The organism is Chitinophaga sp. 9-1-y (assembly GCF_059511905.2).
Genome location: NZ_CM197955.1, coordinates 2,576,374 through 2,591,520, shown reverse-complemented (window position 1 = coordinate 2,591,520; position 15,147 = coordinate 2,576,374). Strand labels below are relative to the sequence as shown.

Below are 15,147 nucleotides of genomic sequence, written 5' to 3'. Positions count from 1 at the left end.
AGCGGATGACTGTTTATATACTCGAAGACGAAACCAATATTCAGAGACATATTATTGCCCTGGTGGCGGAAATCCCCTATTTGCAACTGGTAGGGTATGCTGCGGATATCTCCAAAGCGGAAAAAGAAATCCCACAACTGAAACCAGAACTGATTCTGGCAGATATACAGTTGAAAGATGACACCTCCTTTACCCTTTTCAGCCGCATCGATATATCGGCGATGCAAATCATTTTTATTACGGCCTATAATCAATATGCCATTGATGCCCTCAACCTGGGCGCTGCCGGCTACCTGTTGAAACCCCTGGACACTGTACTGTTTAACGAAACCATCGACCGTTGTTTTAGGAAAACAGAGCAGCATAAATTTAACCAGTACCAATTGGAAATTGCTGCCACCCACTACAGGGGCAATGCCCGTCCCAAAAGGATTGCCTTAAAGAGTGCTACCTTTACACAGGTCATCAATATCGAAGATATCGTGTATTGCAGCAGTGATAAGGGATATACCACTTTCTGGCTGAAAGACGGTACCTCTATCCTCGTATCCAAAGTACTGAAGGAATACGAGTCCGTTTTACCGGCAGAAATGTTCCTGCGCTGCCATCAGTCTTTCCTCGTGAATGGCCATTTTGTAAGTAAATATTTTAAAGATGGGTACCTGGAAATGACTACCGGTGCTAAAGTCCCCGTATCGGACCGTAAAAAAGATACGGTGGCAGACTTCCTGGAGCGTATGTAGCCCACGGATATTTTCCCTATTCCTGCAAATAATGACTGATCTCCGGCAAATATTGATCAACTATTCCTGTGACCCTTTCCCTTCTTACTTTTGGATCATCAAATAGGGAATAAGCCCTGTAATAATTTAACCATATACAATGACCTGTAAAATGCATAAGGAAACATGCACCCCAAAGGTCAGTACGGATAAGTAGCACACATTAAAAAAAGCATATATGAAAAAGCTGCAAAAATTAAACGAAAAAAAAGTGACCAACCTGGAAAACGTTAAAGGTGGTTTAATGATGCTCCAGCCTGAATTCTCTCTGGACGATCAAACAAAAACCACTTACAATGAAGCTTCCTGGAACGGAAGACATTGGGTAACTGATACCAAACAAGATCCAAACAATTAATTAGTCACTTGATTTGTTAACTTATTTAAACTTAAACAACCATGAAAAAATTGCAAAAATTAAACGAGAAGAAAATTGAATCCATGGAAACTATCAAAGGTGGTAAAGCCATGTTAGCCGAATTCTCTGTAGATGCAGGTGATTCTACTGTAACTACACACACCGCTACCCAAAGAGGTGACCAGTATTTCTGTGATCACAGCACAGATCCTAAGTGATTATAACCTGTTGGGCAGTTAACCTTCAACTGGTACTGAGCAAATTCAAAGAGGCTGTCCCATAGTGCGGGCAGTCTCTTTTGTTAACTCCTTAGTAGTTATAATCATCCATTACTTATGATCATCCATTGTTCCCCTTCTTTTGATGAATCCGTGAAGCTGCAAAATATAATGATTGATGAACCGGAAAATTCTGATTTTAAGCCAGGCATTCCTGGAAACCAGTACAGATACAGTATGTAAGTGGCTGAACTATTACCAGGTTCCTTACCTGCGATTAAATGGAGAGGATTTATTCCAGCTGAACGGACTGGATGCGCTCCCCCAAAATGAAACAATTGCTGCTGTTTGGTATAGAAGAAAATTATATGAATTCCCTTCAAAATACAGTCTTAAAAAGGAACATGCACCTACCAGCTATACATTAAGACGGTTCCTGATAGATGAGTTTAATGGCTTGCATTCTCTATTGTTTCATACTATCGACAAGCACAAATGGCTGAATGATCCAATAATGGAGGATAACCTGAATAAACTCCATGTGTCAATGTTAGCCCGAAAACATGGACTACAAATTCCATTTACAGAAGTAGTAACCACAAAATCTGCCGTGGTAGCACTATTGGATCGATATCCGGAGTTGATTATCAAGCCGCTGGGGGAATGCATTTTTGTGGAAGATGAATTGGGCACCAAGTTCAAGATGTTGACAGTAGTCGTTAACGGATCTAACCTGAAACGTATGCCAGATCAGTTTTTCCCGTCTATGATACAGGAAAAAGTGGAAAAAAAGTACGAAGTACGGGCCTTCTACCTCGACGGTACTTTTTACAGTATGGCTATCTTCTCCCAAAATAATAAAAGAACCCAGGATGATTTCCGGAACTACGACGAGGAAAGACCCAATAGAACGGTGCCTTACCTGCTGCCGGCAGAAGTGGAAGAAAAGCTCCGGAAAGTAATGCAGGAACTAGGTTTCGGAACTGGTTCCATTGATTTAATGGTAGACAGGCAGGGTAACTATTATTTCCTGGAAGTAAATCCGGCCGGGCAGTTTGGGATGGTGTCTTTCCCCTGCAACTATTACCTGGAAAAGAAAATGGCACAATTACTCAAAAAGGGATCTCCTCATGAAAAAAAAATTCACCAGTAAACTGAAGGAAAAGGAAATACTACCGCTGCCACTGTATTACCTGGATGCTGAGGACACTCAAAAAGCCCGCCATCTTATGAAAATTGGGAAAGCGAGCAAAATTAATGCGCCAGCATATGAACTGCCCGGCTTTTACAAGTTTATTTCAAAATTCTGATGATGGAATTTCTAAATCTATATGCGAACTGTCACTTAGTGCGCGGTGCGAATATGACATTGCTCTGTGATTTGCAGCTGCTAAAATTTTATCACATTCCTAATGACACGATGGAAGTATTGCAGTACCTGCAACAACATTCCATCCAGGATTGTATCGCCCATTTCGGGGAAGACAACCGGGAAGCAATTGATGGCTATGTCAATTTCATAGTAAAAAAAGAGATGGGATTTATTGATGACCATTTACTGAAACAGCTGATCCCTGTTGATTTTCATTGGGATCGCCCTACACCTGTTACCAATGTAATTCTCGAATATAATGAACAGTTGGATTATGCCAACAAATTCATGCATGATTTATTTGATTTGAATGTGCAGTCACTTGAAATCAGATGTTATCAACCCCTACAAATCGCTCATCTCCTTCCGCTACTGGAAATGTTCAATGATACCACCCTGGGTGTAATTAAGCTGATGCTGCCCTACGATAGCAGCATCAGTCTTAATGCGCTCGATACCCTGGTAAAAAAATACCCGCGTGTGAAAGCCATATGGTTTCATAATGCACCTGAACAAAAGGTAGAAAGGATTTTCGATGATTCGGTAACAGTTGTTTTTCTTGCCAAACAGGTTAATTCCTGTAAAGCCTGTGGTGAAATCAGCAGCAGTTATTTCCAGTCGAACCTGGAACTGTTTGCGGAAAGCCAGCATCACAACACCTGCCTGAATCGAAAGCTGTCGATTGACTATAACGGATATATCCGGAATTGTCCTTCCATGGAACAGCATTTCGGACATATGGAAGAAGTTGCACTATCAACTGTATTGGAAGAACCCAACCTTAAAAAGTATTGGAATATCCGGAAGGACGATATCAATACCTGCAAGGATTGTGAATTCCGCCATGTATGCACCGATTGCAGGGCCTATATTGAAACACCGGAGGATATCTATTCCAAGCCGCTAAAATGTGGGTATAACCCTTATACAAATGAATGGGATGAGTGGATCAACAATCCCCTGAAACAAGCAGCTATAGATCATTATGGCCTGAGACCACTGGTAAAATAACATGAAATTAAAATCATTCCCATTCTATAAACAGCCGGATGGCAAGGATTGCGGTCCTACCTGTATAAAGATTATCAGTAAACATTATGGTAAGCTGGTAGATCTGCAGACGATCCGTGACCTCGCGGAAACCACCAGGGAAGGCAGTTCCCTGATGGGGCTCTCCAATGCGGCAGAGACACTGGGCCTGAAATCCCTGGCAGTAAAAATAGATTTTAATACGTTGGTGGAAGATGTGCCACTCCCCTGTATTTGCCACTGGGGTAATCAGCACTTCGTAGTAGTATACCAAATCAAAGGAAAAGGCGACCATACTACTGTGTATGTTTCTGATCCTGCCTATGGACTGTTAACCTACACCAAAAAGGAGTTCATTGAAGGATGGATGGGAAAAGGCAAGCAAGAGAAAGAAGAGGAAGGTATTGCCCTGGTGTTTGAACCTACGCCGGCGTTTTATGAAAATGAATTCGAAGAAACCCCTGACAGAAAAAGCTTCGCCTTTTTATCTAAATATTTATACCAGTACAAAAGACTCATCCTGCAGCTGGCAATAGGATTGCTGGCTGGCAGCGTGTTGTCGCTGATCCTCCCTTTTCTGACCCAAAGTGTGGTAGACGTAGGTATTCAGAATCATGACTTAAATTTCATTTACCTGATATTATTGGCGCAGGTAATGTTGTTTGCCGGAAGAATGGGGATAGAAATTATCAGAAGTTGGATTTTATTGCACCTGTCTACCCGTATCAATATCTCCATTGTATCCGACTTTTTCATCAAGCTGATGAAGCTGCCGATCAGTTTCTTCGATACCAGGATGACCGGCGATATCATGCAGCGCATCAATGATCATAACCGGATTGAGCAACTGCTGACCACTTCCTCCCTGAACACACTATTTTCTCTTTTCAACCTGGTGATATTCAGTGTAGTATTATGTTTCTATGATTACCGCCTATTCCTGATTTATTTATTGGGTGCTATACTGTCTGTTACCTGGATTTCTTTTTTCCTGAAGAAACGCAGGGAGCTGGACTACAAAAGGTTTTCGCAGACTACACAAGAGCAAAGCAAAGTAATTGAGCTGGTCAATGGCATGCAGGAAATCAAGATGCATAATGCGGAAAAGCAAAAGCGCTGGGGCTGGGAGTTTATGCAGGTAAAATTATTCAAGATCCAGATTCGTTCGCTGTCGCTGGAACAATGGCAATCAGTAGGTGGCAATTTTATCAACCAGATGAAAGATATCCTGGTGAGTTTTATCGCAGCCAAGTTGGTATTGGATGGTAAGCTCACCCTTGGTATGATGCTCTCTGTACAATATATCATCGGGCAGTTGAATGGTCCGCTAATGCAACTGATAGATTTTATCAGGCATACACAGGATGCCCGGATAGCCATGGAACGTTTGGGCGAAATACATGGCAAGGCAGATGAAGAGCCACTCCAGGAAATATCTGTAAAAGAGATCCCTCAACAAGACATTGAAATCAATAACCTGTCATTCCGGTATACAGGCGCCAGCACACCGGTATTTGAGCAGCTGAGCCTGCGCATCCCCTACCAGAAAACAACGGCTATTGTAGGCGCCAGTGGAAGCGGTAAAACCACTTTACTGAAACTACTGATGAAGTTTTATGAACCGGGAGAAGGAGAAATAAAGATCGGGAACGTACCCCTGAAAAATATTTCACCCAGGTACTGGCGGGATCAGTGTGGGGTAGTGATGCAGGAAGGATATGTGTTTAATGACAGTATAGCCGGAAACATCGCCGTAGGAGAAGACAACATAGATAAACAAAAACTCAGGCAGGCAGTAGAAATTGCCAATATCAAAGAATTTATAGAAAGCCTTCCATTAAGCTATAACACACAAATTGGTAATGAAGGACTGGGTGTCAGCGGCGGACAAAAGCAACGGTTATTCATAGCCCGGGCCGTTTATAAATCGCCGGAATACATCCTCTTTGATGAGGCCACCAGCGCCCTGGATGCCAATAATGAAAAAGTGATCATGCAGAACCTGGAGCAGTTTTTCCGGGGTAAAACAGCTATCGTGATTGCACACCGCCTGTCCACAGTAAAACATGCAGATAAAATTATAGTACTGGATAAAGGGAAGGTAGTTGAAGAAGGTACGCATGAAGAATTGGTGTTGCTGAAAAAAGAATATTATCGGTTAGTAAAAAATCAGTTGGAGCTTGGAAACTAAAAAAGATATATTAGACGCAGTAGAACTTCGTTCTGAAGGGGTGCAGGATATTATGTCGCAGCCCCCCCACTGGATGATACGTTGGGGCAACACCGTTATATTCATCCTGTTGCTGCTGATCCTTCTCATGAGTTATCTCATTAAATACCCGGTATTCGTTCCATCTACCGTCATCATATCTTCCCAAAAACCACCGGAAAAACCGGAAGTAAGAATTAGCTCCAAAGTAGAAGAAATTTTTGTGCAGGACCAGCAGCAGGTGCCCGCCCACCAACTACTGATGGTGTTACAATCTACTGCTGATTATAAAGATGTACTCAGGCTGAGGGCTATCATGGATACTTTAGGTAATAACAATGTAGCACATTTTCCCATTCACGAAACCGCTGGCTTTAAACTCGGGGAAATTCAGGCCGATTACAACGCCTTTGCCAAAGCACTGACAGATGCACAATTAAATGAACGGCTCCAACCCTATTCACCTGACTATGTGGCTGCAGAACAGAGCCTGGCTACTTCTAAAAGCCGGATACAAACCCTGCTGCAGCAAAAGAAACTGGAACTGGCTAAACTGGAATTATCTCAAAAAGAATTTGACCGGTATCAGCAATTGTTTGGAGAAAAGGTAGTTTCAGCAGCGGAGATGGATCAGGCGAGGATGCGGTTATTACAAGCACAGCAAAATGTAGAAAACCTGAATATCACCATTTCACAGTTACAGGAAAGTATCAGTGGCATCATAAAACTACGCAGTGGCGCAACCATCAGCGCACAGAAAGACAATATCAATTTCAATGCACAAACAGGGCAACTCTTTGAACAGTTGCGGAAATCCCTCAATAGCTGGGAACAAAACTACCTGTTACAATCATCCATTGACGGTACTGTCAGTTTCCAGCAGTTTCTCGGGAAAAACCAATTTGTGAAGCAAGGCGATGTACTGTTTTCGATTATGCCCAAAGAAAAAGATGTACTGATAGGCCGCCTACAAGTTCCTTCCGTGAATTCAGGAAAAGTTAAAACCGGCCAGAAGGTGCTGGTAAAGCTGGATAACTATCCCTTCCAGGAATTTGGTATGGTAGAAGGAAGGGTAAGAAATATGGCCAGCGCACCGGATAAAGATGGCAACTACTACGTGTATATACTTCTCCCCAAAGGATTACAGACCTCCTTCCATAAACAACTGCCATTCGACCGTGAACTGAGGGGAAGTGCAGAAATAGTGACGCAGGACTTAAGATTGATTGAGCGGGTATTTTACCAGATGCGGAAGTTGCTGGGGTATCAGTATTAAACCGGAAAACTGGTAATAGCTCCCCTACTATTAGCGGTGACCATAGAAATATTCCCGTTACTCACCTGGCAAATGGCAGGTTTGATATGATGGACATTTTCTTTTCCATCCTTTTCTACTATTCGCCTGCACAACCGCCAGGCATCAAAACATTAGAATTATTTACAATAACTCATCTATATTATATTTTTATGTCCTGATGCAATTGCCCGATTAATTTTCTAATCTTGTGCTGGATAACATTCGTATGAATCGGTACCAGCAATACTCTGATGCAGCACTGTTAATGTCCTTACGAGAGGACAACAGGGAAGCATTTACCGAAATCTACGACCGCTACTGGAAAAAATTACTCGCCGTTGCCTATGGGCATAGCCGTGATAAAATCATTGCCGAGGAAATTGTACAGGAGGTTTTCATCAGCCTATGGAAACGCCGTGGGGAACTGCATATAGATAATATTAGTGGCTATCTCGCTACCGCTGTGCGCTTATCTGTTTTTAAACATTATGCCAGGCAGAAACGCAGGAACCAGATCATTGAACAAACTGCCGATCCACTGCTTACCTCCTGGGACGAGGAAAAGATTTTCTCCCGCTTTATGCAGCAACATATCAATGGCATTGTAGAGGAATTACCCGAAAAATGCCGGCTGGTATTCAAACTGAGCAGGGAAGAAGGCCTCTCCATACCAGAAATAGCCCAGCGCATGGGTATCGCCGAAAAAACCGCAGAAGCACATCTCACCAAAGCCTTAAAAGTTCTCAAGGTAAACCTCAATCGCCCAATGCTATGGGTCATCCTCCTTACCGAATTGCTGCTTCCCTGAAATTTATTGAAAAATAATGCAATCACACTAAGGGTATCAGCTATCCTTATGGTACATATTCCTGTAAACATAAGCTCCATGTTATGAAGGGTTTTGCTGCTCACAGCAACAACACCCTACATAGGCACCTGTAATATGAAACCGCACCGGCAATTAACTGATGCAGTGTTACTCCTGTCCCTCCGCGGGGACAGCAAGGAAGCTTTTACCGAAATCTATGAACGCTACTGGCAGCCACTACTGGCGATTGCCTATGCACACAGCAAAAATAAGACGATGGCAGAAGAGATGGTGCAGGAGGTGTTCATCAGCCTATGGAACAGGCGGAAAGAACTATATATAGATAATATCGGTGCGTACCTGGCCACGGCCGTACGCCTTTCTGTTTTCAAGCAGTATGTACGGCAAAAACGCCGGGCTGAAATTACGGGCTTAGCCACTGAACCACCGGTAGCTGTTTGGGAGGAGGAAAAAATTCATACGCGGTTCCTGCAGCAACAGATCAATGGCATCGTAGCAACACTTCCTGAAAAATGCCGGCTGGTATTCAGGTTGAGTAGAACCGACGGCCTCAGCATACGTGAAATAGCCAACAACATGGGTATTTCAGAGAAAACAGCAGAGGCACATCTTACAAAGGCATTGAAAACACTACGCTTTAAATTAAGATCACTGCCACGCTAAAAGAAATTTTTATTACCACTAAGGGTAAGCTAACAATTAGGGAACATATCTCTGTAACGATAAAATACATCCGTTGAAAAAAAACATCCTTCATCTCATTGAAAAATACCTGGATGACACCATCACTCCTGCTGAAGAAGCGGAGCTGATGGCCTGGTACCAGGATCACAACAACGCTGATATTGAATGGCTGTCGGAAAATGCCAATGAAGAAGAACAGGTTCGCCTGCGCATGCTCACACGCCTGCAGCAACACATTAGCACACCGGCGGAAAGACCTGCAGCCAAACGTCGCTGGCACTATATCTCCGCAGCAGCATCCCTGCTGTTGCTCCTTGGGCTGGCAGGATATTTTGCCGCCCCCCTGCTCCTGCATAAACAGGCGCATAACCAGCCCGGCCAACTTACGCAGGATGTTCGCCCGGGAGGTAACAAAGCAGTGCTGACACTCAATAATGGCGACAAAGTAATCCTCGAAGACGCAAAAGATGGTATCATTACCGAACAAGGCAACGCTGCCGTTAATAAAACAGGTAATGGTCATGTACAGTACAACAATGGCACTACCTCCGGCGACCCTGCTGTTGTATACAATACCCTCAGCACGCCTTATGGCGGTCAATACCGGCTTACGCTGCAAGACGGCACCAATGTATGGCTAAACGCCGGATCATCCCTGCGCTTCCCGGCCACATTCCCCGGTAACGAGAGAAAAGTAACGCTCAGCGGTGAAGCCTATTTTGAAGTGGCAAAAGACCAGCACAGGCCATTCCAGGTAGCCATTAATACCGGCACAGATATCCCGATGAATGTGCAGGTACTGGGCACGCATTTCAACATCAATGCCTATCCCGATGAACAGCAAAATGTAGTCACCCTGCTGGAAGGCGCCGTGAAAGTGAATTACCGGGACGCCAATCCGCTACTGACACCCGGTAAGGAAGCCGTACTACATAAATCAACCCGGAAAATGAATATCACCGATGGTGATACAGAGCAAGCCACTGCTTGGAAAAACGGCTACTTCTTATTCGATAATGAAAATATAGAAAGCATCATGCGACAAATCAGTCGCTGGTACGATGTAGAAGTACGCTACCAGGGCGATGTTTCAAAGAAAGCCATTGCCGGTAGTTTATCCCGTGCTAAAAATGTATCCGAAGTATTAAATATGCTGGAATTAACCGGCGCCGTACACTTTAAATTAGAAGGAAGGAGGATCACCGTTATGCCATAAAAAAACTACCACGAACAGGGGCCCAATAAAAAAACCGGGAGTGTACCACCACCCCCGGTCAATAATTTGAGCTTACCCTGTGAAAGACAAATCTCTAGTGCTTTTGCAGTCACAGTTATTCGATTCTTAAACTCAAACATCCAAATGTAATGAAATTTTACATACCTGTCGTACGCCAGGGAAATGCTGGCGCTACGCGTAAAAAAATCCTGTTGGTTATGAAACTAACCGTTGTGCTAATGATCGCAGCGTTAATGGAAGTCAGTGCCGCCGGCTACGCCCAGAAGATGACGTTATCAGCAAAACAGATCACACTTAAAGATGTATTTCGCCAAATAAGAAAACAAACCGGGTACAACGTTCTCTGGAATGTAGACATCCTGAAAGATGCCCAACCAGTTGCCCTGCAGGTAACCGATGCCACTATAGGCGAAGTACTCTCAAAGTGTTTCGCCAACCAACCATTCACTTATTCCATCCATCAGAATACCATCGTCATCACCCGCACGCCGGCTCCAACAGTAGTGGCGGTAACCATCAAGGGACGGGTAACAGACCTTAATAAAAATCCTTTGCCTGGTGTAGCCGTCCAGCTCAAAAAATCAATCATAGGCACTGCTACACTCGCAGATGGTTCTTACACGCTGAATGTTCCTGATGCCGGCGGCGTGCTGGAATTCAGGTACATCGGCTATACCACCAAAGAAGTACCGATTAACGGACAAACCATTATCAACGTACAACTGGAGCAAGCATCCTCACAGCTGGGCGAAGTAGTGATTGCTTACGGCAAACAAAGCGCCCGTGATGTAGTAGGTGCTGTTGGAACGCTGAAAGCAGGTGAGATGAAAGATCAGCCCACCGGTACTTTCGCAGAACGGCTACAAGGTAAACTCCCCGGTGCGCAGGTAGCACAAACTACCGGACGCCCGGGTCAGGGTATGGACCTGCGTATCCGTGGCGCGTCCTCCTTTACTTCCAGTGTACGACCATTGGTGGTGGTAGATGGACAACCCATGCCCGGTAATCCTGACAACATCAATAATATCAACCCGGACGAAATTGAAACGTTCACTATCCTGAAAGATGCCGCCTCCACGGCGTTGTATGGCTCCCGTGCCGCCAATGGCGTCATCCTGATCACTACCAAACGCGGTAAAGCCGGCCTTACACAAATCAATTTCAACTCCTACTACGGAGGCGCTTCGCTTATGCGTGAGCTGATTCCGCCCGTGATGAATGCCCACCAACTGGCCACTTACATGAAGGGATTTTATGAAGATAAAATCAAGTACGAAGGCTATACCGGCGGTATCCCTGCGGTATATCAAAACCCGGATCAATACGGCGAAGGCACCGATTGGTTTAGTGCACTTACGAGAACCGCGCCTGTACAGAACTACAGCATTGCCGTCAACACAGGTACAGAGAAAGCCGCCTACAGCGTTGTGGCCGGCTACTTCGATCAGCAGGGCATCCTGGTGAACACCGGCTACAAGCGCTTTTCACTCCGGGTGAACGGCGATTTCACACCGGGCAAACGCGTAAAATTCGGCTTTGGCGTAGCGCCTTCCCTCCAGTTGGAACATAACAACCGGCAAGGCGTTGGCTTCAACGTAGACGGACAACGCGCTATCTTTGCCGCTGCTTCCATGATCCCTACCATGGGCTCTCCCTATAATCCGGATGGCTCGCTGGCCCTGGGTATTTCGGGTTTCACCAACCAATTCGTATGGGCAAATCCGTTACGTCAACTGAGGGAAATAAAAGACGATGCTAACCGCTTTCGCGTATTGGCCAACGTTTTTGCAGAAGTAAAGCTGACAGACTACCTCACCTTCCGCACCTCCGGTAGCACAGATATTGGTACCATGAATCGCCAACGATTCATTCCTTCTACTTCAATGGGTGGATTCAACGCACTACCTATGGAAAATCCACCGCCCGGAAATAACTCCGCGTATGGTGAATCTATGACAAACACCGACTACGTGTGGCTGAATGAAAATACCCTGAACTACAACCAGCGTTTCGGCAACCACTCGCTTGGTGCATTAGCCGGTTTCACGCTTCAGCGCTCCACCGGATTCAACAGCGACATGGTAGGCCGCGATTACCCCGACAACAGCATTCCTTACCTGAGTGCCGCTACCCGCTTCACCACCAATACATCCGGCTTTAACGCCTGGTCGATGGTATCACTGCTGGGCAGAATCAACTATAGCTTTAAAGACCGCTACCTGCTGCAGGCCTCTGTCAGACGCGACGGATCCTCCCGCTTCGGTGCCAACAACAAATGGGGTACCTTCCCTTCCGTAGGCGCCAGCTGGATAGCCAGCGATGAACCCTTCCTGAAAGATATCAAACCACTGAGCTTCCTGAAACTGCGGGCAACCTATGGTTTGACAGGAATGAATGAAATCGGCAACTATACCCCCGTTGCGAGAATTGATAACTCCAACTACACCTTCTCCGGCGGCCTCGCTCCGGGTAAAGTACAGAGTACCCTGGGCAATGCCAACCTGGCCTGGGAACGCAACCGCCAGTTTGATGCAGGTATCGATATCGGGTTATTGGATGGTCGCCTGAATGTGAGCTATGATTACTATGATAAAATGACCCAGGGCCTGCTGTTCGAACTGCCTGTACCACAATCTTCCGGCTTCGTGAAAGTACAGGATAACCTCGGCGATATCCGCCAATGGGGCCATGAGATCACCGTTAGCAGCAAAAACCTGGTAGGGAAATTTAAGTGGAGCACGGATTTCAATATCGCATTCAACCGGAACCTGGTGAAACGTATCGGCCTCAATAATATTCCATTTGCCGCAGATCCCACAGTGACCCTCTCGGAATTCACCGACTTCCGTACGCTGGTAGGCAAGCCAATCGGTCAGTTTTATGGCTATGTATTCGACGGGATTTTCAAAAATCAGGCAGAAGCAGATGCGGGTCCTAAATATTACGGAACCGGTACCACTACTACCTCACAGGCCGGCACAGTGCGATTCAAAGATCTCAACGGCGATGGTAAAATTACTTTCCCCGAAGATCAGACTGTACTTGGGGATCCTAACCCTACATTCATCTTCGGTTTAACCAACAGCTTCCAATACCAGCACTTTGACATGAGTATCACGATGTCTGGTACTTATGGCAACAAGTTAAAAAATGGCATGCAGGAAAGTACCTATAACCTGGATGGTGTGTTCAATGGTCCTCCGGAACTACTGCAACGCTGGCGCTCCGAATCAGATCCCGGCAACGGCCGCGTTGCACGCACTTTAGCGGGTACTACTGCCGCCTATCGCACCGATAATTCATTGTTCGTTCACGATGCTTCTCACCTGACCATCAACAATATCACCCTCGGATATACGCTGCGAAAATTCAGGACGCCAGTTATTAAAAGCCTGAGATTATACGGTTCCGCACAAAATGTATACATCTTCACCAGCTATCCCGGTAACCCTGAAGTGAGCGCTGGTGCAGGGCTATCAAGGGTAACACAACAAGGACAGGACCTCGGCTCCTATCCGCTGCAAAGAACATACACATTTGGCTTGAACCTTGGTCTTTAAAATCAGCAACATGAAAAAAATCATCTCTTTAATATTAGTAATATTTAGTCTGGTCCAGGTGTCCTGCAAAAAATTCCTCGACGAGACCGATCCAAACAATATCAACCTGAATAACTATTTCAAAAACCAGAACGACTACGACCTGGCAGTGAATGGTGCGTACACGCAATTGCGCGGTATCTATAATAACAAAAGCGCCTGGGCGATGGGGGAAATGCGTTCAGATAATACCCACTACGATTATAAATCTTCCGATCAGGCGGTAGCTACTACCAATCGTAATAATATCGCCGATTTCCTGGACGATAAATACAACAATCAAACCCCGCCCAAATGGAATGCCGCCTTCGGTGCCGTATCATCGGCCAATATCGTGATTGATCATATTGATGATATAAAGCTAACAGAAGCCAACCGCAACGCCATCCTGGGGCAGGTAAAATTTATCCGTGCACTTGCCTACTTCGACCTGGTACGCTTCTACGGCGGCGTGCCTATCTACAAACGTGCACCGCTTACCCGCGAGGATACGTACATCCCGCGCGCTACCATATCCGAAGTGTACGACCTGATCATTGCAGATGCCACAGATGCTGCCGCCAAACTTGCCGCACCATCATTTCCACAAACAGGCCGCGCCACAAAGGGCGCCGCACTGACGCTCCTCGGCGATGTTTATCTCACCCTGAAAAAATATGACCTCGCGGAAAATGCCCTGAAACAGGTAACCAGCATGGGCTACTCCCTGTTCCCCAAATACAGCGATGCTTTTGAACTGAATAACAAGAACGGAAGAGAATCCATCTTCGAAATTCAGTTCAACACCAGCCTGGCAGTGCCACAGGCCAATACGGAAGCCTCTGTCTACAATTTCATACCACGCATGACCAATACAACCATTGTTACTGGTGTGAACTATAACAACGTTACTACGGTAGGCGGTTATAACACGCCCACACAGGACCTGATCAATGCTTACGAAAGCGGCGATCTCCGGCTGGACGCCTCCATCGCTATTGCAGAAGGTACCTTCAATGCCAGTGACGATTTCACCGCCACTGCGGTGAAGCCGGTATTGAACTACACACCACCGGCGGGCAAAGTAGGGCGTCCATTCCCTAAGAAATTTCTGCATGCACATACCATTGGGAATCAAACTAACGACGACTGGCCGGTATACCGCTATTCAGAAGCGCTGCTCCTGCTGGCAGAAAGCCTGAATGAACAGGGTAAATCAGCCGAAGCACTGCCATACCTGAATACAGTGAGAGAGCGGGCCTTCGGCGATGCTACCCATAACATCAGCAGCACCGACAAAGCCACGCTGCAAGCAGCCATCCTGCAGGAAAGAAGAGTGGAGCTGGCTTTCGAAAATAAACGCTGGCTGGACCTGGTTCGTACGGGGAAAGCAATCACCGTGATGACCGCATTTGGCGCGAAGCAAAAAGCAATGTACAACTACCTGCTGCCTGGTAGCTATAATGTTACCACCGACAGGTTGCTGTTTCCAATACCCAACGCAGAAATATTGCTGAATGACAAACTCACGCAAAACCCAGGATACTAACTAAA

The 15,147-nt window shown here is 45.7% G+C and carries 12 protein-coding genes; all 12 read left to right on the top strand.

Translation table 11 applies throughout. The annotated features are described in order from the left end of the window. The first annotated feature begins 5 nt into the window (after positions 1-5). A complete protein-coding gene (locus AC5ZC7_RS10285) occupies positions 6-743 on the top strand; it encodes a LytTR family transcriptional regulator DNA-binding domain-containing protein (protein ID WP_496159393.1) in 738 nt (245 codons plus the stop codon). Between the two features lie 217 nt (positions 744-960). Beyond that, entirely contained in the window at positions 961-1,140 is a 180-nt protein-coding gene (locus tag AC5ZC7_RS10280; protein ID WP_496159394.1) for a hypothetical protein, read from the top strand. A gap of 41 nt (positions 1,141-1,181) precedes the next feature. Then, a complete protein-coding gene (locus tag AC5ZC7_RS10275) occupies positions 1,182-1,358 on the top strand; it encodes a hypothetical protein (RefSeq protein ID WP_496159395.1) in 177 nt (58 codons plus the stop codon). A 178-nt stretch (positions 1,359-1,536) separates the two neighbouring features. Further along, complete coding sequence (gene gwsG / locus AC5ZC7_RS10270; RefSeq protein WP_496159396.1) at positions 1,537-2,511, top strand: grasp-with-spasm system ATP-grasp peptide maturase; 975 nt, start codon at positions 1,537-1,539, stop codon at positions 2,509-2,511. A 210-nt stretch (positions 2,512-2,721) separates the two neighbouring features. Further along, the gene (gene gwsS / locus AC5ZC7_RS10265; RefSeq protein ID WP_511911493.1) at positions 2,722-3,741 is read left to right on the top strand and encodes a grasp-with-spasm system SPASM domain peptide maturase; all 1,020 of its coding nucleotides are present in this window, start codon (positions 2,722-2,724) and stop codon (positions 3,739-3,741) included. Position 3,742: 1 nt separating this feature from the next. After that, positions 3,743-5,950, top strand: a complete 2,208-nt coding sequence (locus AC5ZC7_RS10260) for a cysteine peptidase family C39 domain-containing protein (protein WP_496159398.1) — start codon at positions 3,743-3,745, stop codon at positions 5,948-5,950. Then, positions 5,940-7,244, top strand: coding sequence for an HlyD family secretion protein (locus tag AC5ZC7_RS10255; RefSeq protein WP_496159399.1), 1,305 nt, complete (start codon positions 5,940-5,942; stop codon positions 7,242-7,244). Before AC5ZC7_RS10260 ends, AC5ZC7_RS10255 begins: the two co-directional genes overlap by 11 nt. Before the next feature lie 247 nt (positions 7,245-7,491). Continuing rightward, positions 7,492-8,073 (top strand): RNA polymerase sigma-70 factor, encoded by a 582-nt coding sequence (locus tag AC5ZC7_RS10250; protein WP_496159400.1) that lies wholly within the window; start codon positions 7,492-7,494, stop codon positions 8,071-8,073. 135 nt (positions 8,074-8,208) lie between these two features. Continuing rightward, positions 8,209-8,757 (top strand): RNA polymerase sigma-70 factor, encoded by a 549-nt coding sequence (locus AC5ZC7_RS10245; RefSeq protein WP_496159401.1) that lies wholly within the window; start codon positions 8,209-8,211, stop codon positions 8,755-8,757. A gap of 73 nt (positions 8,758-8,830) precedes the next feature. Then, the gene (locus tag AC5ZC7_RS10240) at positions 8,831-9,994 is read left to right on the top strand and encodes a FecR domain-containing protein (RefSeq protein WP_496159402.1); all 1,164 of its coding nucleotides are present in this window, start codon (positions 8,831-8,833) and stop codon (positions 9,992-9,994) included. 218 nt (positions 9,995-10,212) lie between these two features. After that, positions 10,213-13,575, top strand: coding sequence for a SusC/RagA family TonB-linked outer membrane protein (locus AC5ZC7_RS10235; protein WP_496159403.1), 3,363 nt, complete (start codon positions 10,213-10,215; stop codon positions 13,573-13,575). 10 nt (positions 13,576-13,585) lie between these two features. Further along, the gene (locus tag AC5ZC7_RS10230; RefSeq protein WP_496159404.1) at positions 13,586-15,142 is read left to right on the top strand and encodes a RagB/SusD family nutrient uptake outer membrane protein; all 1,557 of its coding nucleotides are present in this window, start codon (positions 13,586-13,588) and stop codon (positions 15,140-15,142) included. Positions 15,143-15,147 lie beyond the last annotated feature (5 nt).